Annotated in this window: 19 protein-coding genes; 17 read left to right on the top strand and 2 right to left on the bottom strand. The window is 51.8% G+C overall.

The features are described from left to right. The first annotated feature begins 194 nt into the window (after positions 1 to 194). On the top strand, positions 195 to 800 hold the full coding sequence (locus NSU14_RS21065; RefSeq protein ID WP_340947275.1) for a DUF1349 domain-containing protein: 606 nt from the start codon (positions 195 to 197) through the stop codon (positions 798 to 800). 37 nt (positions 801 to 837) lie between these two features. Here NSU14_RS21065 and NSU14_RS21060 read toward each other — a convergent pair whose 3' ends face one another. Next, positions 838 to 1,386, bottom strand: a complete 549-nt coding sequence (locus tag NSU14_RS21060) for a hypothetical protein (protein WP_340947273.1) — start codon at positions 1,384 to 1,386, stop codon at positions 838 to 840. Between the two features lie 118 nt (positions 1,387 to 1,504). Here NSU14_RS21060 and NSU14_RS21055 point away from each other — a divergent pair, with 118 nt between their 5' ends. From NSU14_RS21055 to NSU14_RS21040, 4 genes are all read left to right on the top strand, one after another. Then, positions 1,505 to 2,104, top strand: a complete 600-nt coding sequence (locus NSU14_RS21055; RefSeq protein WP_076242854.1) for a TetR/AcrR family transcriptional regulator — start codon at positions 1,505 to 1,507, stop codon at positions 2,102 to 2,104. A gap of 168 nt (positions 2,105 to 2,272) precedes the next feature. Beyond that, positions 2,273 to 2,548: an HPr family phosphocarrier protein gene (locus NSU14_RS21050; protein WP_042135323.1), complete on the top strand. Its 276-nt coding sequence runs from the start codon at positions 2,273 to 2,275 to the stop codon at positions 2,546 to 2,548. Beyond that, positions 2,541 to 4,253 (top strand): phosphoenolpyruvate--protein phosphotransferase, encoded by a 1,713-nt coding sequence (ptsP, locus tag NSU14_RS21045; protein WP_340947267.1) that lies wholly within the window; start codon positions 2,541 to 2,543, stop codon positions 4,251 to 4,253. Before NSU14_RS21050 ends, ptsP begins: the two co-directional genes overlap by 8 nt. 338 nt (positions 4,254 to 4,591) lie before the next feature. Continuing rightward, entirely contained in the window at positions 4,592 to 5,719 is a 1,128-nt protein-coding gene (locus NSU14_RS21040; protein WP_340947265.1) for a response regulator, read from the top strand. A gap of 13 nt (positions 5,720 to 5,732) precedes the next feature. On the opposite strand, the gene NSU14_RS21035 is transcribed toward NSU14_RS21040, so the two are convergent. Continuing rightward, positions 5,733 to 6,077 (bottom strand): winged helix-turn-helix transcriptional regulator, encoded by a 345-nt coding sequence (locus NSU14_RS21035; protein WP_042135329.1) that lies wholly within the window; start codon positions 6,075 to 6,077, stop codon positions 5,733 to 5,735. A gap of 168 nt (positions 6,078 to 6,245) precedes the next feature. Here NSU14_RS21035 and NSU14_RS21030 point away from each other — a divergent pair, with 168 nt between their 5' ends. The 12 genes from NSU14_RS21030 to NSU14_RS20975 all read left to right on the top strand — a co-directional run bounded on the left by NSU14_RS21030 (position 6,246) and on the right by NSU14_RS20975 (position 22,902). Then, the gene (locus tag NSU14_RS21030; RefSeq protein ID WP_042140941.1) at positions 6,246 to 7,184 is read left to right on the top strand and encodes an aldo/keto reductase family protein; all 939 of its coding nucleotides are present in this window, start codon (positions 6,246 to 6,248) and stop codon (positions 7,182 to 7,184) included. Between the two features lie 29 nt (positions 7,185 to 7,213). Beyond that, a complete protein-coding gene (locus NSU14_RS21025) occupies positions 7,214 to 8,236 on the top strand; it encodes an SDR family oxidoreductase (RefSeq protein ID WP_042135331.1) in 1,023 nt (340 codons plus the stop codon). A 175-nt stretch (positions 8,237 to 8,411) separates the two neighbouring features. Continuing rightward, positions 8,412 to 9,071: a class I SAM-dependent methyltransferase gene (locus NSU14_RS21020; RefSeq protein WP_039307858.1), complete on the top strand. Its 660-nt coding sequence runs from the start codon at positions 8,412 to 8,414 to the stop codon at positions 9,069 to 9,071. 100 nt (positions 9,072 to 9,171) lie between these two features. Beyond that, entirely contained in the window at positions 9,172 to 9,639 is a 468-nt protein-coding gene (locus tag NSU14_RS21015) for a YfbM family protein (protein WP_340947260.1), read from the top strand. Positions 9,640 to 9,697: 58 nt separating this feature from the next. Then, positions 9,698 to 10,702 carry a CapA family protein gene (locus tag NSU14_RS21010; protein ID WP_445670097.1) on the top strand — a complete coding sequence of 335 codons (1,005 nt, stop codon included), beginning with the start codon at positions 9,698 to 9,700 and terminating at the stop codon, positions 10,700 to 10,702. A 183-nt stretch (positions 10,703 to 10,885) separates the two neighbouring features. Beyond that, positions 10,886 to 13,264, top strand: coding sequence for a beta-galactosidase GalA (gene galA / locus NSU14_RS21005; RefSeq protein ID WP_340947256.1), 2,379 nt, complete (start codon positions 10,886 to 10,888; stop codon positions 13,262 to 13,264). Between the two features lie 99 nt (positions 13,265 to 13,363). Then, the gene (locus tag NSU14_RS21000) at positions 13,364 to 15,085 is read left to right on the top strand and encodes a sensor histidine kinase (RefSeq protein ID WP_042135338.1); all 1,722 of its coding nucleotides are present in this window, start codon (positions 13,364 to 13,366) and stop codon (positions 15,083 to 15,085) included. A gap of 63 nt (positions 15,086 to 15,148) precedes the next feature. After that, entirely contained in the window at positions 15,149 to 16,708 is a 1,560-nt protein-coding gene (locus NSU14_RS20995; RefSeq protein ID WP_042135340.1) for a response regulator, read from the top strand. A gap of 187 nt (positions 16,709 to 16,895) precedes the next feature. Continuing rightward, positions 16,896 to 17,822: an ABC transporter permease gene (locus tag NSU14_RS20990; RefSeq protein ID WP_042135342.1), complete on the top strand. Its 927-nt coding sequence runs from the start codon at positions 16,896 to 16,898 to the stop codon at positions 17,820 to 17,822. A 40-nt stretch (positions 17,823 to 17,862) separates the two neighbouring features. Beyond that, a complete protein-coding gene (locus NSU14_RS20985) occupies positions 17,863 to 18,771 on the top strand; it encodes a carbohydrate ABC transporter permease (protein WP_039307881.1) in 909 nt (302 codons plus the stop codon). A gap of 67 nt (positions 18,772 to 18,838) precedes the next feature. Further along, on the top strand, positions 18,839 to 20,419 hold the full coding sequence (locus NSU14_RS20980; protein ID WP_042140943.1) for an ABC transporter substrate-binding protein: 1,581 nt from the start codon (positions 18,839 to 18,841) through the stop codon (positions 20,417 to 20,419). Positions 20,420 to 20,538: 119 nt separating this feature from the next. Then, entirely contained in the window at positions 20,539 to 22,902 is a 2,364-nt protein-coding gene (locus NSU14_RS20975) for a beta-galactosidase (protein WP_340947251.1), read from the top strand. The last annotated feature ends 133 nt before the right edge of the window (positions 22,903 to 23,035 follow it).

The following is a 23,035-nucleotide window of genomic DNA, read 5'->3' as shown; positions in this document are numbered from 1 at the left end:
CGGAGCAGGTCCTAATTGTAAATTGATTTATAATGCATTGTATAAAGACTAAAGGCCAGCCATGATCCAATACGATCATGGCTGGCCTTTTCATACTGCCGAAATATAGTTTTGAGATGAATTACCATTTTTGCTATAGTAAGAGAATGCGTTTGCAATAAATAAGAATTATCCAAAAATGGGAGGAATAATGAATGACATTAGCGGATTTCAATACTTACAAGTGGATGAATGAGGGGAACATCAGGTTTGAGGATGATGCTATTATATTAGAAGCCACTGCTAACAGCGACTTTTTCTGCAACAACGGTGCTATAGCCGAAGAAGGACTTACCCCTGAGAGTCTGACCAATGCGCCTTTCTTCTATACAGAAGTGTCCGGTGATTTCGTGCTGCGGGTGAAGGTTAGTCATGACTTCCGGGATACCTACGATTCCTCTTCCATTATGGTGATGCAGGACCTGACGGTCTGGGCCAAAGCCTGCTTTGAGCTGACAGATTTCGATACCCACGCTGTAGTCAGTGTAGTGACGAACCAGACCTCGGATGATGCAAACGGCTGTAATATCGACGGCAATGAGGTATGGCTGCAGGCCGCCAGATCCGGTAATGCCTTCGCTTTTCATTATTCGACAGATGGTGTAAGGTTTGATATGATGCGCTTCTTTAACCTACCGGTGGGAGAAACGATCAAAGTAGGATTATTGGCACAAGCCCCTACAGGCGAAGGCGGAGAGCGAATCTACCGGAATTTCACACTGGAGAACCGGACGGTCAAAAATATAAGAGCGGGTGAATAAGCCGTGAATAAGCTGTAACGAAGGTCTGGAAAATGTTTCAGCGTGCGCTGCCCTTTATCTGTCTGGGCCAGATGAAATAGGTAACGGTGATGATCAAGTCAATGCCGACTACAACGGACCATACCGTCAGAATGCTTAACAGCGCTTCCGTGCGGGCGGGATCGTCAATCCAGACGATGAGTCCATATAGAATGCCTGCGGCGAGCGCAAAAGAGAGCAGATGCTTCACCCAGCCTTTGAAATAATGGCGGGCATGCTCCATACCGTACCGTTTGACCGGCTGTGCCCCTTGCCTGGTGACATAGTAGCGGAAGCGTTCGTCGGCCCAGGCGATCATGCTTTTGCCGAACACGATGGATACTGAGATATACACAGCCGCAAGCGCATGCGCTGTCGTAGCGGAAGCTCCCCCGGCCAAATCCACACCGGAGATGACTAACAGAATAATATCCAGCACCGGAGTCAGCGCCAGGAGTATCAGGCCCAGCGTGTTGCGCTTGAAAATATAACGTGCCGTGAAACCGGCAAGAATGACCACCCAGAATAATACTTCGCACGTAACTATTGCCCATGCTACCAGATTCATAAAGCACCTCTTGTCAGGATTATTTGTGGTAATAACGGAAGTATAGCAGCGAAATTTAAACAATACAACCGTATTGTTTAAATTGTGTTTCGTATTCTGCTTATGCTACAATATGGGCATGCCAAAAATAGTAGATCATTCAGAGCGAAAATCTAATATTGCAGAAGCGACCTGGCGTGTCATTATTCATCAGGGAATCAAAGGGGCAACTGTGCGTAATATTGCTGCTGAGGCGGGTGTGTCTCTGGGAGCGCTGCGCCATTATTTCTCCACCCAGCATGAATTGCTGGTGTTTGCCATGAATCTGGTGAAGGAACGGGTCACTGCACGGATCGTGGACATCATGCAGACAGACCTTCCACCCAGGGAACAGGTTGCCAGGGTGCTGCTGGAGCTGCTTCCTACGGATGACGGCAGCATGGCGGAAATGGAGGTATGGTTCGCGTTTATCTTCCATCTCAAGTCCGCCGGGGAACATAACGATGAGCGTCATGACGCTATCTATCCCCTGGTCATCCAGCTGATTGATTATCTGGACCAGCATGAGCTGCTCCGGCAGGAGCTGGATAAGGACAGTGAAGCTGAGCGGCTGTATGCCGTGGTCGACGGACTGGCCCTGCACGCCATGCTGGAGCCTGAACGGCTGAATTCACAGCGGATGATCCGGGTGCTGAACGTTCATCTGGATTCTATTTGTAACAGCGGAGAGGCACAGTGATTTGCTATATTGCTAGAGTTATGTTATAAAAAGTAGTGTATATTTTTCGGGTTGTTACTGTTAAATCAGGCAAAACCGCTACCTTATCAAAGGTGTGGTTTTGCCTTTTCTTGTTTATTCTGCAGTAATAGCTGAAACCAAAAACTATAAAGAGAGTTGGAGAGAAGCATGCAAACAACATTCAGAATTATCGACGAAGACGGAATTCACGCGCGTCCGGCCACAGCGCTGGTCAATACAGCAACCAAGTTTAAGGACACCGATACTTTTGCTGAAGCAAAGGGTAAGAAAGTTACTTTGAAATCCATTCTCGGTGTATTGTCACTCGGACTGGAAAGCGGCGATACCCTGACCCTGATCACTGAAGGCGGCCAGGAAGCAGAAGCCCTTGGCGCACTTCAGGATGTAATGATCAAAGAGGGCTTGGGCGAGCTCAATGATTAAGATTTCAGGCATCGCGGCTTCCGCAGGTATTGCTGTTGCTAAAGCGTTTATCCTGAAGCATCCGGACTACACGATCACGAAGACCGCCGTAAGCGATGTGGAGCTTGAGATTGTCAAGCTGGAGAGCGCCCTGGAGATTTCGAAGGGTGAACTGGCGCGGATTAAGTCGCGTACACTGGCAGAGCTGGGAGAGAAGAAAGCAGAGATTTTCGAATCCCATCTGCTGATTCTGAAAGATCCGGAGCTGATCAGCCCGGTGATGGACAAAATCCGTGAGGAAGCTGTTAACGCGGATTATGCGCTGCAGGAGGTCGCTAACCAGTTCATCGAAATGTTCGAGAATATGAAAAGCACCTATCTGCAGGAACGTGCTGCCGACATGCGTGATGTAACCAAGCGTGTGCTGAACCATCTGCTGGGAATTTCCTATGTCAGCCCGGCGGAAATCAGCGAAGAGGTTATTGTAATTGCTGAGGATCTGACGCCTTCAGATACAGCACAGCTTAACCGTAAATATGTAAAAGGCTTCACTACCAATATCGGCGGACGTACCTCGCACTCGGCAATTATGGCCCGTTCCTTGGAAATACCGGCAGTCGTTGGAACAAAGCATGTAATGTCTGAGGTGAAAGCCGGAGACCTTATCATTGTAGACGGGTTAAGCGGAGATGTGCTGGTGAATCCCGGCGAAGCTGAAGTAGCCTTGTACATAGCCAAGCAGAAGGAGTACGACCTGCAGATCGCAGAATGGAAAAAGCTCCGCGAAAAGCCTACGGTATCCGCAGACGGCAAGCATGTAGAGCTGGCAGCCAATATCGGTACGCCTAATGATGTTGCAGGCGTCATTGACAATGGTGGCGAAGGTGTAGGCTTATACCGCACAGAGTTCCTATACATGGGCCGCGACAAGCTGCCTTCCGAGGAAATTCAGTATAATGCCTACCGCACCGTGCTTGAGAATATGCAAGGCAAGCCGGTTGTTGTCCGTACACTGGATATCGGCGGCGACAAGGAGCTGCCATACCTGGAGCTTCCGAAGGAAATGAATCCCTTCCTCGGGTTCCGCGCGATCCGGCTCTGTCTGGACCGCCAGGATATCTTCCGTACCCAGCTGCGTGCTTTGCTGAGAGCCAGTGTGCATGGCGATCTGCGCATCATGTTCCCGATGATTGCCACTCTGGGTGAATTCCGTGCAGCCCGTGATCTGCTGCTGGAAGAGAAGGCTAAGCTGCGTGAAGAAGGCAAGGCAGTATCGGATCAGATTCAGCTGGGTATCATGGTTGAGATTCCTTCTACTGCGGTACTCGCAGACCAGTTCGCGAAGGAAGTGGATTTCTTCAGTATTGGGACGAACGATCTGATTCAATATACTATGGCTGCTGACCGGATGAATGAACGGGTCTCCTACCTGTACCAGCCGTACAATCCGGCCATCCTGCGTCTGATCAAGAATGTAATTGATGCTGCTCATGCAGAGGGCAAATGGACGGGAATGTGCGGCGAAATGGCCGGAGATGCCACAGCTATTCCGCTGCTGCTGGGTCTGGGCCTCGATGAATTCAGTATGAGTGCAACCTCCATCCTGCCGGCACGCAGCCAGATTGCCAAGCTGTCCGCGGCGGAGATGAAGGAGCTGGCTGCCAAGGCACTGCAGCTGGGTACTGCGGAAGAAGTCGCTGCACTGGTGCAGGCTATTAAGTATTAAGTATTTTCTCCGGATGATGCTGTTCGTTTTTGAATCCACTTTTTCCAGTTCATTGTTGCCGGCATTCTCTTAGTGGAATGCCGGTTTTTTTCTGTTCAGACAGGATATGAAATCAATGATTTACAGCCTTATTTGCGCATGATAAAATGTTTATAAATCACAAAATATTCAAATTCGCAATGAAATACATCATATAGATTGGCTGTTCATTAACCGGGTGTCCTCTAAGTGCCGTTTGCTGAGGGCACCCTTTTTCTTGGATTTCTTAGCTGTCTGCCAGACATCACAGCTCATTTCATTGGGCTATCCGTATTCGTGAAGCACACTGGAGGATTAGGATGATAAGAGCGGTAATTATCGATGATGAAAAACCGGCACTGGATGTGCTCCATTACCTGCTGCAAAAGGATGGACGGGTAGAGGTTGTCGGGGCATTTCAAAGGCCTAAGGAGGCACTGGAGCAAATACGGGTGCTGCAGCCGGATATTGTGTTCCTGGATATGGAGATGCCGGTGATGAACGGTGTGGATCTCGCGGGAATACTGCTGGAGAGCTTCAGGGATCTGGAGGTTATTTTTGTGACTGCACATGATTCGTATGCCGTGGAAGCCTTTCGGATTGAAGCCCTGGATTATTTGCTTAAGCCGCCGACACCTGTACAGCTTGACCGGGCAGTAACACGCTATCAGAAGAAACGGCGGCTGTACGGAGAACAGATGATGCCGCTTAAGCAGGCAAGGATTGTCAGCTTCGGGGGGTTCGATGTGCTGAATGCGGGCGGCCGGGAGGATACGGTCAAATGGAGAACCTATAAGTCCAAGGAACTGATGTCCTACCTGTTTCTGAAAGGGCCGGCTTACGTTCCCAAAGGCCAGATTATTCAGGCGCTATGGCCGGAGTGCAGTGACGTGCAGGCTAACTCCAATCTGCATACCACAATCTACAAAATGAAGACTGCACTCAAAAAAGCGGGAATCCATGTGGAAATTCATTTCAAGGGCGGGAGCTACCGGATGGAGATTGCCGGTGCTGCCGGGGATTTATGGGAATTTGAGGATTTTGCCAGGTCGAATCCTCCCTTGACCCCGCTTAGGGTACCCAGATATGAATATATCTTGGAGCTGTATCAAGGTGAGCTGTTCGCGGATGATGATTATTTATGGAGCAGCTCGAAGAGAGCGGAGATGCTCGGATTCTACGTGATGCTGTCGAAGAGGCTGTGCAGATACTTTATCGCGGAGGGACGGCTGGAGGAGGCTATGCACCGGGTTCATCTGCTGCTGGATAAATCACCGCTTGATGAAGAGGCGCATGAGCTGCTGATGGGAATTTATTTCCGCCAAAAAGACCGGATCAGCCTGATCCGGCATTATCATGCGATGAAGGAACTGCTAAACTATGAGCTGGGGCTTGAGCCGAAAGAATCGGTAAGGCAGCTGTACAGTGAAATGCTCTCTAAACAATAGCTATGGGCTGGGCTCAGGTCCATTTGGCGGACCACAGCTTCATTTCATGAAGGATCTGATGCAGATCCGCACCTTTGGGGGTCAGAGTATATTCCACAGTAACCGGAACGGTCGGGTAGACGCAGCGTTCCAGTACACCATGATCTTCAAGATGTCTCAGGGTGCTGGTCAGCGCGCGCGGGCTGATGCCTTCGATATTGCGCTGCAGCTCGCCGAAGCGTTTCGTGCCGCCCTGCAGCTCTCTCAGCACCAGGAAAGCCCATTTTCCGGCTAGTACCTCCAATGTTTTTTCTATGTTGCATTCAATAGAGACGGGATTCTTAGGGATGTAATTACTGGCAGAATTGGCTGCTTTCAAGGGATTTCCTCCTGTTCCAAGGCACTATACCAGAGTATAGCAACTATACTGGATGACATATAATAAACTATTTTTCACTTCTTTCTATTATATACAATCTGTTCTAGAATGAACATGTGTATGGAGCAACCGGTTAACAGGGCCGGATTCAGAGAGGAGCAAGGATTCATGAAATACCGCAGATTAGGTGGAACCGGACTTAAAGTCAGTGAGATCAGCCTGGGAAGCTGGTTGACCTACGGAGGATATGTAGAACAGGACAATGCCGTTAGAGCCATTGAAACCGCTTACTCCCTGGGTGTTAATTTTTTTGATACGGCTAATGTGTATGAGAAAGGGGCAGCGGAAAAAGTGCTGGGTGCTACCTTGAGCAGCTATCCGCGCGAATCCTATGTGCTGGCGACCAAAGTATACGGCGTAATGGGTGACGGTCCCAATGACCGCGGCCTGTCCCGTAAGCATATTACCGAGCAATGTCATGCCAGCCTGAAACGGCTGGGTGCTGAATATGTGGATCTGCTGTATTGCCACCGGTATGATCCGGAAACGCCCATTGAAGAGACGCTGCGGGCGCTGGATGATCTGGTCCGGCAGGGCAAGGTGCTCTATGTAGGCGTAAGTGAATGGACTGCGGCGCAGATGGCCGAGGCCCTTGCGGTTGCCGACCGGTATCTGCTGGATCATATCGTGGTCAACCAGCCGATCTACAATATGTTCGAACGTTATATCGAGAAAGAGATTATTCCGCTGGGCCTGCGCAAAGGGATCGGACAAGTCGTATTCTCGCCGCTGGCCCAGGGGCTGCTGACCGGCAAATACAGCTCGGTCTCCGATATTCCGGAGGATAGCCGGGCCGCTAAGCTCGACTGGATGCGTAAAGGAATCACGGAGGAAAAAATCGCCAAGGTTCAGGAGCTGGGCACGATTGCCGCTGAGCTGGATATTTCTGTAGGTAATCTGGCGCTGGCCTGGATTCTGCGTCAGCCTAATGTAGCCAGTGCCCTGGTTGGCGCCAGCCGTCCGGAGCAGGTGGAAGAGAACGTGAAGGCTTCGGGTATCGAGCTCACCGGGGATGTATTAACACGGATTGAAGAAATTATCGGCTAAATTACCGACTAAGAGAGGAAGGATGCAGGATGAAGGTTCTATTTATCGGAGGTACAGGACTCATCAGCCAGGCCGTATCCCGGCTGGCAGTGGAACGGGGAATAGAACTTTATCTGTTCAACCGTGGAGAGCGGAGCAGCTTCGTGCCGCAAGGCGCGCAGGTGATTCAGGGTGATATCCGCGATAAGGAGAAGTCGGCCGAGGCGCTGAAGGATTACGAATTCGATGTGGTGGTGGACTGGATTGCCTTCACACCGGAGCATGTACAGACGGATATTGCCTTATTTACCGGAAAAACAAAGCAATACATCTATATCAGCTCCGCTTCCGCTTATCAAAAGCCGCAGCGTAATTATCTCATTACTGAGGAAACGCCGCTGGTGAATCCGTACTGGCAGTACTCCAGGGATAAGATTGCCTCTGAACAGCTGCTGCTGGAGGCGTATCAGAACAGCGGCTTCCCGGTTACGATTGTCCGTCCATCCCATACGTATGGAGACACGGCCATTCCGGCGGCACTGACCAGCTGGAGTAATCCATGGTCGCTGGTGGAACGCATCCGCAAAGGCCAGCCGCTTGTTATTCACGGCGACGGCACCTCCCTATGGACGCTGACGCATAATTCCGATTTTGCCAAAGGGTTCGTCGGGCTGCTGGGTCACCCGGAGGCGATCGGGGAAGCGATTCATATTACCTCTGACGAAGTGCTGAACTGGAATCAGATCTATGCTGCTATCGGCGAGGCCGCAGGCAGAGAACCGAAGGTTGTGCATATCTCTACCGACTTCATCGCCGCGAACACACCGCCGGGGACGGCGGATGGGCTGATTGGGGATCAGGCAGTGAGCAGCGTGTTCGACAACAGCAAGATCAAACGCCTTGTTCCTGATTTCGAAGCAACCGTCCCCTTCGCCGGAGGGGTGAAGCGCTCGGTCGCCTGGTTCGAAGCTCATCCTGAATGTTGCACGGTGGATCAGGATTGGTCCAAGATGCTGGACGGACTGATTGCGAGGCACGGCGTGGATGCGAAGCTGATCACGTATTACGTTTAATGAGAAGAATAGTATCAGCTATGATTTAATAGTAGAAACAGGTGCCGTCCTTAAAGGGAGGGTGCCTGTTTTTTTGTGCAGGAGCGGCGGGTCTGTTATTCCGGGTATAGCATGAAATACGGATTCGTGAATATACTCTCACTACCGAAATCCCCTCATAAAAGGAGTCCTGGTCATGCCGACACATCCATATGTCTCCCGTTTTTTTGTGAATACCGATGCACGCCGTGAGAAGCTGATTTATGATTTGCCGGAATCCTGGTGGAGCCGTCCCTATGAATACGAATGGTGCACCAACTTTATTTCACCGCATGATGTGGTGCTGGATGCCGCCTGCGGAATATCCCACCCGCTTAAATTCTACCTTGCCGGCTATAGCGCAGAGGTCTTCGCCTGTGATATTGATGCCCGGATTCTGTCACGGGAAGCGATTATGCAGGATATTGCCGATGATATCGGAGAATTGGCAGCCCAGCAGGTGCAGGCCAGAAGAACAAACCGGCTGCATCTGACCCAGGCGGATCTTACCGCACTGCCGTATGAGGATGAGAGCTTCGATACGATTTTTTGCATCTCGGTACTGGAGCATCTGTCCGTGCAGGATTCTGTGCTTGCGGTGCGGGAATTTCACAGGACTCTTAATGGAGAAGGTCTGCTCGTGCTGACCTTTGATTATCCGACCGTGAACCTGCCGCGGATGAATGAGATTCTGCTCCAGGCCGGATTTCAGTATTGGGGCGAGACAGATTTCAATCTTCCGGCAGATGCGGTGCATACCGATCAGTGGGGCGGCCTGAACTGCTTCCGGGCGGTGCTCAAGAAGGCGCAGGGTTAGTCCCAGCGTAGAACGGTAGAGGTATAATCCCCATCATTTGGTTGTTTCCTTCCGGTATAGTAGAATAGGCACAAGACGGAAGAGAGAAGGAGACAACTTCATGGGGATGATTGGTAACTACATCACTGTAACTGCGGAGCTGCTTCAGGCCATCCGGGATGAAGAGATCAGTCTGCACGGAATCGAACCGAAGCTGGATATCGATAAGGCCTGGCAGGCGCTGCACTATACACTAAGCGGCGGGGGTACAGAGGGAGATTCAGCCCTTGGAGCAGTTGTGCCAATGAATGGCCAGCATTATGCCGGCCACTATTCCGATGCCGAGGTATTTGTGCTGGAGCCGGAACAGGTGAAAGAAACCGCTGCCGCCCTGGAGGGAATAGAAGAGTCGTATGTGCGGGAACGGTATCAATTCCGGCAGATGCTGGACGAAGGGGTTTATCCGCTGGTGGATGATGATGAACCGGAAGAGTTTTTTGACTATATGTATACGTATTTCACGGCTATGAAAGAGTTCTACCGGACCGCAAGCGCGGATCAAGCGTATGTAGTATTTTATATCTCATAACCCATTTGAATTTGTGGAAAAGGAGCCAGACAACTTGCGCAGATATGCCATTATAATTATGATTCTGCTCCTATTAGTACCGGCTGCGGGTCTCAGTGCCAAAGGGGCTGCTCCGCAGGACAAGATTCAGCTTGCTTTTGCTGGAGACATTCTGCTGGACGGTTTTGTCGGCGAGCAGATTGCCAAATACGGGGTCAATTTCCCGTTCGTCAAAGTGGCGCCAGTGCTGCAGAAGGCCGATCTGGCTTTTGCCAATCTGGAGACACCGGTCTCGGTGCGGGGAGACGCCGCCGAGAAAATGTTTGCCTTCCGCTCCAAGCCGGCAGCATTGGCCGGACTGAGCTATGCCGGAATTGACGGAGTATCGCTGGCGAATAATCATATTCTGGATTATGGACAAACCGCCATGCTCGACACGCTGATCCATCTGGACAGAAATAAGATCGGACACACCGGGGCAGGCGCGAATATACAAGAGGCTTTTAAACCTTACATTAAGACGGTCAAAGGCAAGCGGATCGCCATGCTGGGCGTAAGCCGGGTATTGTCTGACCCTTCCTGGTATGCAGGCAAGAACAGTCCGGGTGCAGCTTCCGCCTATACAGCGGAGCCTCTGCTGAGTGCGATTAAGCAATCAGCCAAGGACAACGATTATACCATTGTCTATATTCACTGGAATCAGGAGTTCAAGGACTACCCTGAACAGTATGCCCGGACTCTGGCGAAACAGATGATCGACAGCGGGGCAGATATTATCCTCGGAGCGCACAGCCATTGTCTGATGGGGATCGAATATTACAAGCATAAGCCGATCTACTATTCGCTGGGCAATTTCGTGTTCAACCGCTCTACACGGGGCGGGGACAAGACGCTGCATTCGATGCTGGTCAACTTCACGGTCAGCAATTCCGGGGTGACGAGCAGTATTACTCCGGTCAAAATCATTGGCGGACAGCCCAATTTCATGGGTGAAGCCTATAACAAAGAGACCTACAAGCTGCTGAATGAGCTCTCCTTCAATGCGAAGATCACAGCGGGCGGAGCGGTCAGCGAGAAGCTCTGAAGCAACAGGGAGAGCTGAGGATATACTTCAATAGCCCGGAGAAGCAGACTCTTCTTCGGGCTATTTGCATTGGAGCCAAGTCATATTCATTTTGTGCTATTCATTATTAGCATTGTACTAACGGCGTAAAGCTAATCTACTCTACAATATGAATATTAGTTCATCAAGGAGGTTTTTGCAGAAGTGAGAACGGGAACCGTTAGAACCAAAGTCAAGTTTGATGAGAACTGGGGCTTTTATAAAGGGGAGCTCCAGATTCCTTATGCAGTCAAGGGTGGAATGACAGGCGGTATTACAGATACGGGTGCTCTCCGGGAGGGGGAGTGGCTGGATATTGCTTTTAATGATAAAGGAATGGGTGAGCAGCAGCTGGAATGGACCGCACTCAGCCTGCCGCATGACTGGTGTGTGGAGCAGCAGTATGTTCCGGATGAGATGCTTGGCGCAAGGGACGGCAGCCATGGTTATCTGCCGGGCGGTACAGGCTTCTACCGCAAAACCTTCGAGCTTCCTGCAGACGCTGCAGGCAGTAAATGGACGGTACGCTTTGACGGAGTATCGGGCACCAGCACGGTATGGGTTAACGGGCATCTGATCGGCTCGCATCATGGCGGATATATAGGGTTCAGTTACGATCTGTCGGATGTTCTCCGCTATGGCGGGGAAGGCAGTAATGTCATTCTGGTCAAAGTAGATGCTACCGAATGTGAAGGCTGGTGGTATGAGGGCTGCGGCATTTACCGTCATGTCTGGCTGGAGAATACAGACCGCCTGCATGTAGCCGAGTATGGAACCTATATAACGACACCGGAAGTGGCCAAAGAGCAGGCCGTAGTCAACATCCGCACACGCCTCCGCAATGATTATACTGAGTGCCTGCCGGTATCGCTGCGCACGGTGATTTATGATGCTGATGGAATGCAGATCTGCGCGCATTCGGCGGATGCCTTTGCGGACTGGCATGCTGAGACGGAGATTGAGCAGAGCTTTGAGGTGAAGCAGCCCATGCTCTGGGATACGGAATCGCCGTATTTATATAAGGCGGAATCGACTGTTATATATGAAGGGAAAGAGCTAGACCGGTATGATACGGTGTTCGGCGTCCGCAGCATCCGCTTCGATGCGGAGGAAGGCTTCTTCCTGAACGGAGAGCCGCTGCTCATCAAAGGGACATGCAACCATCAGGACTTCGCCGGGGTCGGCGTAGCGCTGCCGGACAGCCTGATCGAATACAAGCTTAGACTGCTGCAGGAGATGGGCTCCAACGCCTACCGCAGTGCCCATCATCCGCCGACTCCCGAGCTGCTGGATATGTGTGACCGGATGGGGATACTGGTGATGGATGAGAACCGCAAGCTCGACAGCAGCCCGGATGGCCTGAGCCAGCTGGAGCGGATGCTCTACCGGGACCGGAATCACCCCTGTGTAATCATCTGGAACCTGGAGAATGAGGAGGTTCTGGAAGGTACCGTGACAGGTGCGCGGATACTGAAGACACTCGCGGATCGGACCCGCCGGATCGATCCGACCCGCCCGACCTCTGCGGCGATGAACCATGGCTGGAACGAGAATGGATATAACGATGTGGTAGAGATTACCGGCTACAATTATGGACACCGGGACACCCATAATATCGACATCCGTGACCACGGGCTATATCCGGAGCGGCTGATGATCGGCAGTGAATGTGCCAGTTACACGGCAACCCGGGGAATCTACGAAGATGATCCGGTCAAGGGCTACTGTTCCGAATACGGCACGAACATTCCTTCCTGGGGCTGCACTCCGCAGCAGGCGTGGAGCGATCTGGTGAATCACCGTTTTCTGACCGGCGTCTTCATGTGGACCGGATTCGATTACCGGGGGGAGCCGACCCCTTATCTGTGGCCGTGCATTAACTCGCATTTCGGGCTGATGGACACCTGCGGGTTCCCCAAAGACAGCTATTACTATATGCAGGCGGTGTGGAAGGACGAGCCGATGGTTCATGTGCTGCCGCACTGGAATTGGCCGGGCTCGGAGGGGAAGCCGGTTGAGGTGCGCGTATTCTCCAACACCGAGACGGTGGAGCTGAGTCTGAACGGCAGAAGTCTGGGCGAACAGCAGGCAGACAGAACCGGGTATTTATCGTGGGAGGTCATCTATGAGCCGGGTGAGTTAAAAGCTACCGGCAAACGCGGCGGCCTGGCCATTGCCGAGAAGGCTGTAGTCACAGCAGGCCAGCCGTACCAGATCGCGTTGTTCCCTGACCGGCTGGAGGGCCGGGCGGATGGCTGTGATACGATCCCGGTCCGCGTGGCTGTCCTGGACAAGCAGGGGTATGTCGTTCCTGCGGCCGACAACGAGATCCGGTTTGAAGTGTCGGGAGCCGGAGGGCTGCTCGGCGTCGGCAACGGCAATCCAAGCAGCCATGAGCCGGATAAGTCTCCGTTGCGGCGTGCTTTTAACGGCTGGTGCCTGGCCTTGATTCAGGCTTCAGCGGAAGCGGGCTCCATCCAGGTACGGGCGGTGTCCACGGGACTGGCCTCTGCGGAAGTGGTGCTGCAGGTGACTGCGGAATAATCATAAGGCGCGAAGTGAACTTGTGGAGCGGCTATTTATTTCCGGCGGGTGGAACGATAATATATAAATAACGAATTCCATGCAGAGGATGTCCCGCGAATGATGCCTAAACTGAAGAAATACATGCCCTTCACTTATAAAATGATGATACCCTACCTGCTGCTGGTCCTGCTGACCGATGTGTTCATCGGCTACATTTCTTATTCCATGCTGACCGATTCGAGAACGGAAATGGCCGAGTCCAATATCAAGACGGGAATGGAGCAGGCAAGGAACAATATCCGCTATCAGATGGATGAAATTCAGCGGATGTCGGACAACCTGTTCGGCAGCCAGCCGTTTCAGCGTGCGCTTGAGCAGAAGGGGACACCGTTTGAGATCTATCTGACTATGATCGATGAGATTGTTCCCCAGATCACCGCACCGCTGCAGCTGTTCGGGAACAAGATCCGCTTCATGCTCTATACCCCGAACAGTGATCTTAATATTGTATCGGGCGATAATCTGGATGAGCCGATCTATGACAGCGATTATTATATTCTGCCCTTTGAGGATATTACGGACAGCGAATGGTACCTGTCGCTTAAGGATTCGAAGCGCGATAATCTATGGCTGCAGATTGATACCGACCAGAAGCTGGGTAATCTCTCCCACGTCCGCAGGCTGGTCAACTTCAGTGATTACAAAACGGTGATCGGCTATGTGCGCATTACAGTCTCCCTGGAGGATCTGTTCGGCGGCTTCGATACCTTCCCTGTGGAAGAGGGGATTACCCTGCGGCTGGTTGAACAGACTACAGGTTCGATTCTGTTCCAGCGCGGAACCGCCAATTATGACGATGGCCGGCAGAACTTCCTCAGTCTGCATGAGCAGATCCCGGGCAGTAATTTCGTTATTGAGGCGCTCGTCCCGCAAAAGTATCTGACCCAGGATGCCGGCCGTCTGCGCAAAGTCATTATTGCAGCCTGCTCGCTCAGCTTCCTGGTCATGACCCTGATCGGGTACGTGGTGGCGCGTATTTCCGGGCGCAAGATGAGCCGGATCGTAGGTTTGGTCCGTTCCTTCCAGGAGGGTAACTTCCAGAAGCGGATCCGATTCTCCGGCAATGATGAATTTGTGCAGATTGCGGACTCCTTCAATGATATGGCCGCCAATATTCAGGGGCTGATCAACAGCGTATATGTGCAGGGGATTCAGAAGAAGCAGGCGGAGCTGGAGGCGTTGCAGGCGCAGATTAATCCGCATTTTCTCTACAATACGCTCTCGACGATAAGCAGCCTGGCCAATCTGGGTGAAATCGGCAAGGTCACGGAGATGGTCCAGGGCCTGTCACGTTTCTACCGGCTGACGCTGAATCAGGGCAATGTGTACATTGAACTGGAGAAGGAGCTGGAGCAGGTGGCGACTTATCTGGAAATCCAGCGGGTCAAATATGCGGATGCCTTCACTCTGTATGTTGATGTGGACGAGGAGATTATGCAGATGCAGGTCATTAAGCTGCTGCTGCAGCCTTTTGTAGAGAATATATTCAAGCATGCCTGGTTTGGCGAGTCCATTGCCATCCGTCTGACAGGCCGGAGGGTCGGTAATAGTATTGAGCTGAAGATTATCGACAATGGAATCGGCATGCGTCCGGAGGTCGTTAAGAAAATGATGCAGGGCAAGGGACAGTCCGGCGGGTACGGGGTGAAGAACGTCAATGAGCGGATCAAGCTCAGATACGGTGACGCCTACGGTGTGACAATTGCCAGCTTCTACGGAGGAGGGACAACGGTCCAGCTGCTTCTCCCTGCCGGGGTTCAGGATCACGAGGACCTGTGAGGAATTTCGCTGACCGGTTACGGGGCAGAGCATCTTGTACAAACACAGGAGGAAATGATTGCGATGAGTATCAATGTATTGCTGGTAGACGATGAAGCTGTCGATCTGGAGTGGCTGCGGCGCAGGGTGCTGGCAAGCCCGCTCGATATTGCAGTAGTAGGAACGGCGAACAGCGGCTTTAACGCGCTTAAGATCATGGAGCAGGAACGGGTTGATATTATCCTGTCAGACATACGGATGCCCATTATGACCGGAACGGAATTTGCACGCAGGGCTAAGGTCATCCATCCCAAGGTCAAAATCGTCTTCATCAGCGGCCATGAGGATTTCAGCTATGCCAAGGAGGCTATTGAGATCAATGCCTCCGGCTACTTGCTGAAGCCTGTTGAAGATAAGGATTTGTACGAAATGCTGGACTCCTTGTGCGCAGCTATGGAGCAGGAGAGGGAGCAGAACCGTTCCTTCAGCGAAGCCTTGTCCCTTGTGAACAAGGAGCTTATCCTGCGCTGGTTCGAAGAACCTTCGCCTGAACCCGCTGAGCCGCATCTGCGCAGTGCCCTTACCCCGCTTTTGGTGAAAGGGGCGGCGGCTGCATTTGTCGAGATCGATGATCTGGAATGGAAAATGCGTGATCTGTCCGAGGAGGATGCACGCGTGAAGACGCGGCAAATGGCGGGCTTGATCAAATCCTTCGTAGAGGATGGGAAGCTTGGCACGCTGATTCCTGTTCATCATCACCGGTTTGTCATTCTCTGCAGCCTCCCGCAGGACAGCTTCATGAACCTGCTGGACGAGCTAATCCGCAAGATGGCAGAGTCTTCACCCTGTACGCTAACCGTTGGTGTCGGACGTTATGCCCAGGACGAAGCGGGACTCCACGAATCCTACCAGCAGGCACAGGCCGCCCTCAGCGCGAAGTGGCTGCTCGGGAAGAACCGGCTGATCCGTGATAACATGGAATCTTCGCCGCGCGGGACGCCGGGAGCCCGGATGGAACAGACTGTGGTGAAGCTGCTGGAGGCAATCATTCAATATGATCTGGTGGCCATCGACGACCAGCTGCTGGAGCTGTTCACGAGTGCAGGCAAGAAGGATGTCTATGAGCTGATTATCCGCATCACCTCCAAGCTGCATGCGGATCTGCAGCAGCAGAACGAGAATCTGTATGAGCTGCTGCAGTGGGAGTCGCATCAGCCGGATATTCTCTTCCAGTTCGAGACGATTCACGATATCCTGTCCTGGATGCGGCGCAGATTCTTCGAGCTGTCGGAGCTGCTGTACGTGAAGCGGCAGCGGCAGAAGCGTAAGCTGATCGATGAGATTATGAACTATGTGGAGGAGAATCTGGAGAAGAAGATTACCCTGAAGGAGGTAGCCGCCCATTTCGACTTCACACCGAACTATCTGGGTTATCTGTTCAAGGAAGAGTACGGGCTTCCTTTCAGTGAATTCGTGAATGAGCGCAAGACGGGCCGGGTCTTCGAGCTGCTGGGAGATCCGACACTCAAAATCTATGAGATTGCCGAGCGCATGGGCTACAAGAACATTATCTATTTCAACCGGCAGTTTAAGCAGATCACAGGCATGACGCCGGGAGAATACCGCAAGAAACAGAAAATATAGCCTGCCAAACGTTGCCAGTCCGGTTATTACAACCGGGGGCAACGTTTTTTTGTTTTTGGGGAATGGTATATATTAACCGATCGTTGAAAAAGTATTACTTTTAGTTGCTGGGCTTAATCCACACGAGGAAAGCGCTTCTTTATAATAAAGCTATAGAGAAAAGGGATTGATGGAAAGGGGATTCAAGATGAAACAGAAACAACATGGATTCTGGGATGATGTGAAGAAGTACAGATCCTTGCTCCTCATGCTTGTACCGGCGGTATTGTTCTTCCTGCTTTTTGCTTATATACCCATGTCAGGCATTATACTGGCGTTTAAGCAATACGACTACACCGGCGGGGTCTTCGGCAGCCCCTGGAACGGATGGGACAACTTTAAATTCTTCTTCAATTCCGGTGACGCCTGGCGCGTAACACGAAACACGGCGCTGTACAATATTGCTTTTATCGTTGTGAACAACGTGGTTCAGATCTTTGCGGCGATCCTGCTGTTCGAGGTTGCCGGCAAATGGTTCCGGAAAATCACCCAAACGGTATTGTTCCTGCCTTACTTCATTTCCTGGGTTGTGGTTGGTGCCATTGCCTACAACCTGTTCAACTTCGACGTTGGTACCATTAACGTATTGCTCAAAGGACTCGGCATGCAGCCGGTGGACATCTATAATACCGCTGCCTACTGGCCGGTAATCCTGGTGGTCGTATCCGCGTGGAAGACGCTGGGCTATGGTACAATCATGTATCTGGCGGCGATCACCAGCATTGATACCGAGATGTATGAAGCAGCTGAGATTGACGGGGCGAATATTTTCCAGCGGATTATGAAGATTACGGTTCCGAACCTGATGCCTACAGTGATCATTCTGGTGCTGCTGGCTATCGGTAACGTCTTCCGCGGGGATTTCGGGATGTTCTACAATATGGTCGGCAACAACGGCCTGCTGTTCTCGTCAACCGACGTCATCGACACCTTCGTGTTCCGCTCACTGACCACTTCCAATGAGATCGGAATGTCCGCTGCGGCCGGCTTCTATCAGTCCCTGCTTGGTTTCGTAACCATCATGCTGGCTAACTATGCCGTACGTAAATACGATAAGGATCGTGCTCTATTCTAGGAAAAGGAGGTCAACCGAAATGAGTTCAACTACTGCAAACATGAAAACTCCGGAGGTTATCCGGAAGCGCGGCAATAAAGACAAGATGATATTGTCCATTATCGGCTACGTAACGCTTACTGTGCTCGCTATATTCTGTATCTTCCCCTTCATTCTGGTCGTGTCCTCCTCTTTGAGTGAGGAGAGCACGATTATCGAAAAAGGGTTCCAGATCTTCCCGTCCGCTTTCTCAACAGAGGCCTACAGCCTGCTGTTCAAGTACCCGGAGGAAATGCTCAGAGCTTACGGCATAACCATATCGGTAACCGCCATTGGTACATTGTTCGGACTGTTCCTGACTTCAATGACGGCCTATGTGCTGTCCCGGAGAGATTTCAAATGGCGCGGCCGCTTCTCCTTCTTCTTCTTCTTCACTACACTGTTCAGCGGCGGTCTGGTTCCTTGGTACCTGATGATTGTCAACTATCTGCATCTTAAAGATACTTTGCTGGTGCTGATCCTGCCTTTGCTGATGAACGTGTTCTACATTATCGTCATGAAATCGTTCATGAGCAGCATCCCGGATGCCATTACAGAATCCGCCAAGATTGACGGCGCAGGAGATTTCCGGATTTTCATGCAGCTGATTGTGCCTTTGTCCAAGCCTGCCCTGGCTACCATCGGCCTGTTCATTGCTCTGGCTTACTGGAATGACTGGTACAACGCACTCTTGTTCATCTCCAAATCAGAGCTGATGCCGCTGCAGTATTATCTCTACAAAATGCTCGGCAATATGGATGGCATGCGCAAGGCGATGATGGCCTCCGGCGCCGTTGTAAATACGGATCTGCCTACGGAGAGTCTGAAGATGGCCATGACCATTGTGGCTACAGGACCGATCCTGCTTGCTTATCCGTTCATCCAGAAATATTTTGTAACCGGACTTACAATTGGTGCAGTCAAAGGATGATCACAGGGCAACCTGGTTATCAATATAAACCCAATACTATTTTGAATTAGGGGGAACATCGGTCATGATGAAAAATAAGACAAAGAAACTTACAGTTACGCTGGCAACAATGATGGCACTGGGTACCATTCTCAGTGCATGCGGCGGCAATAACAACGCCAATACAGGTGCGGAGGCTACGAAGGCTCCGGCAACGGCTACAGAAGGGGCAGCTGCGAATCCCGGCGCTCCGGACACTTCCAAAGAAGTGAAGCTGAAGATGCTGCTGATCGGCGGCCAGCCGGGGGACTACGATAAGGTGTTCGGAGAGCTGAACACGAAATTGAAAGAAAAAATCAATGCCACCGTGGAGACAGAATTCCTCGACTGGTCGGATTGGACACAGAAGTACCCGCTGAAATTTGCGGCTAATGAAGATTTTGACCTTGTGTATACTGCCAACTGGGCACTCTATAACGATCAGGCGCTCAAAGGCGGTTTCCTGGAGCTGACGGATGATCTGCTGTCGACTTACATGCCGCAGACTTGGGAAGCGATGCCTAAAGTGAATTGGGAGCAAGCTAAAGTGGACGGCAAGCTCTTCATGGTTCCGAACAACAACGTTGAGGTTACCGATAAAGTGGTTCTGTACCGTGAGGATCTGCGCAAGAAATACAATCTTCCTGAAATCAACAGCCTTGAATCCTATGCCACTTACTTGAAAACGGTTGCCAAAGAAGAAACTGGAATTACTGCATACGGTGCCAAACCTGCCGACGGCTGGAAATGGCATGAGCTTGACCAGGCTACGCTGGAGCAGAACAATGACTGGAACCTTGTAGATGCTAACCTGCTGCCGCTGGCTTACAAGCTGGATGATGCAACCGGCAAAATTTTCAACATCTATGACACACCTGAATTCAGAGAACTGCTTACCTACTACAAGGATCTTGCAGACAACGGCGTATGGTCCAAAAACGTAGTCAGCAACAAAAATGACGTATGGCAGGATATCAAAGCTGAAAAAGTTTCCTCCTACGCTCAGAACCTGGGTACTGTAGCAGCGAACGTATCTGAAATGCGCCGTGACAAACCGGATGTGGAGCTGGCGATTGCCGACCTTACTCCGGGTAAGAAGAAAATCGCAGCAATTTCGACTCAGAACGGTATGGCGATCCATGCTACTTCCAAGAACGTGGAACGTTCCCTGATGCTGATCGACCTGCTGCAGAATGACAAGGAAATTCATGACTTGACGATGTACGGCATTGCCGGAACCAACTATATTCCTGATGGCGACAAGAAATACAGTGCAGGACCCGCAGCTGCCAACTACACGGGCTTCTCGAACTGGGGCTGGAACTCCCCGCTGAACCGTCAAGATTCGGCGTATCCGGTAGAAGCAGACAACATGTTCAACAGCTGGCAGTCCAGCATCTATCACTTCCCGCTTGAAACCTTCGTCTTCGACTCCACACCGGTGAAGAACGAAGTAGCCAACATCGGTAACGTGATGCTGCGTTATGCCATTCCGCTGGAATACGGCTTGATTGATGATCTGGATAAAGGTCAGGCAGATCTGATCAAACAGCTGAAATCCGCTGGTATTGATAAGGTGCAGACAGAGTTGCAGAGCCAGATTGACGCTTTCCTGGCAGCGCAGAAATAATAGCTTAATAAGGTGAAGCTAATGTAACGGCTTCCGAGCCACTCCAGAGCATAGCTTTGGGGTGGTTTTTTTATAAATATTAACGAAGAGAACAAGCTAATTGCAGAGGAGCCGATCACATGAAGCATACGATACAAGCCCATATTGCCCCGAAGGAAATCTATCCGTCGACCCTGCGACTCGGGGGAAGCAACCCGGAGGGTGACCAGATCAGCTTCACTAATTACTACATGGCGCTGAACGGCAAGCCTTATTTCGCTATCTGCGGGGAGTTCCACTATTCGCGATATCCGGAAGCGGACTGGGAGACGGAACTCCGGCAGATGAAGATGTCAGGAATCAATGTGATCGCCACCTATATCTTCTGGAATCATCATGAAGAAATAGAAGGGGAATTCGATTGGAGCGGCAACCGCAATCTCCGGAAGTTTGTGGAGCTGTGCCACGATAACGGGCTCTATGTTATCCTGCGTGTCGGTCCGTTCTGTCATGGCGAGGTCCGTAACGGGGGACTCCCGGACTGGCTGTTCGGGCGGGAATTCGATGTCCGCTCCAATGATGAAGGGTACCTGAGTTATGTAAGACGATTGTTTGCAGAGATTGGCCGGGAGGCTGATGCGCTGATGTATAAGGATGGCGGGCCGGTGATCGGCATTCAGCTGGAGAATGAATTCAATGCAGCCGCTGCGCTCTGGGAACAGACGGCGAAGCAGGGGGACGAATATCTTAGCGGCGGATTAGGCGGCGAGGAAGGTGCAGCACATATGCGCCTGCTCAAGGAGTATGCGGTGGATTCGGGCCTGATTGCCCCGATCTATACCAGCACCGGCTGGGGCGAGGCGCCGTTCCTGGAAGATGAAGTCCTGCCGCTGTATGGCGGATATGCCTATACCCCATGGAGCATCAGTGACCCGGGTCAAACACAGACACCGACACCTGAATATGTATTTGTGAATTTCCATGATGATCAGGCGCCGGGGGGAGAGTTCAATCCGCCGTATCCCCGGACAAAATATCCCTTTGCCTGCTGCGAGATGGGCGGCGGCATGCAGACCTGGTATCTGTCCCGGTTCCAGGTAGAACCGGAAAGTGTACTGGCCATGACCCTGATGAAGCTTGCCGGCGGCTGCAACTTCATCGGTTATTATATGTTCCATGGCGGCACGAATCCGGTGGGCAGAACAGGTTACCTGAACGAGAGCACAACGCCTAAGCTGACGTACGATTTCCAGGCACCGATTGGCGAGTTCGGACAGATCCGTGAGTCTAACGGCCTGCTGCGCCCGCTGCATTATTTCCTCCGCCAATTCGCAGACCGGCTTGCCCCTATGGCAACCGTGCTTCCGGAAGGTGCAGAGGCTGTTACTCCTGATGATGCGCATACGCTGCGTTATGCCGTCCGCACGGATGGCAGGTCCGGCTTCCTGTTTGTTAACAATTATCAGGATCATGTTGAGATGGATGGGCATGAGGAGGTTGTATTTGAAGTTAAGCTTGGGGAGGAGATGATCAGCTTCCCGCAGCGGAGTTCGCTGACCATCAAGCCCAAGGCTGCATTCCTGCTGCCATTCAACTTCGCACTGGATGGGCTGAATCTTAAGTATGCAACGGCCCAGCCAGTCACCGCAGTGGAATCTGCTGAAGCTGTCACCTATTTTTTCGAGATGCCGGAGGGTGTGGATGGGGAGTTCCTGCTGGATGCGCAGGATGGTATTCTCAGTGTATCTACAGATGCCGGAACGATTGAAGGAAGCGGGAGCAGCTACAACGTGCTTATTCCCCATCAAGTGTCCTCGATGATCGTAATCAAGCGTGACGTAGCCCGGGAAGTCCGGATTTACGCGATGAGTGCCAAGGATGCTGCAAAGCTGTGGGAGCTGGAGGACGGCGGTCAGAACCTTATTGTGTTCTCGGAGGTTCCGCTTGTTCAGACCCCCGAGGGCATTGAATTCCTTAGCAGCGGGCAAAATGCCTTCACGTTCCGTGAATATGCCGGTGGAGCAGTGGTGCCAGCCGCGCAGTGGAGCACGGTGCAGGCTGAAGCAGCTATCAGCGGACGGACGGAAGGCTGGTTCCGGATCTATGATGTGCAGGTTCCTCTGAAGGAGATCGCGCTTACCACGCGGCGGCTTCATGACCATAAGCTTGCGCTTGGGCTGCCGGAGGATGTTCTTCAAGGAACCGGGGAAGTGCTGCTGAGTATCGACTATACAGGGAATGTGGGCTATGCCTTTGCTGGCGGGCAATTATTCCATGATCATTTCTACAACGGCCGGCCTTGGGAGATCGGCTTGTCCCGGTTCCGCGATGTCCTCCGCAGAGGCGAGATCATCATGGAAACCACACCGCGCCGCACAGGCAGCGTAACTTTGGCCGCTGATGCTGCGATGGCGGTAGAGAAGGTATTCGAGGGTGAAGCCATTGCCGTGTTCCACAGTGTTACGGCTACACCGGTGTACCGGGTTGCGCTGAAGCTGCAGTAGTCGGCAGACGGGAGAACTAAGGGGTAAGGCCAAAACCGATATACGATATAGAGAAAATGTGGATAAGAGCAGGACAGAGAAATGAACGGTGTAGTGTTATGCAACAGAGAGAGAATACTGGGACGAGTAAGGA

Origin of the sequence: Paenibacillus sp. FSL R10-2771, assembly GCF_038000205.1 — a bacterium.
GTDB classification, from domain to species: domain Bacteria; phylum Bacillota; class Bacilli; order Paenibacillales; family Paenibacillaceae; genus Paenibacillus_AQ; species Paenibacillus_AQ phytohabitans.
This window is presented reverse-complemented; position numbering and strand designations above follow the sequence as displayed.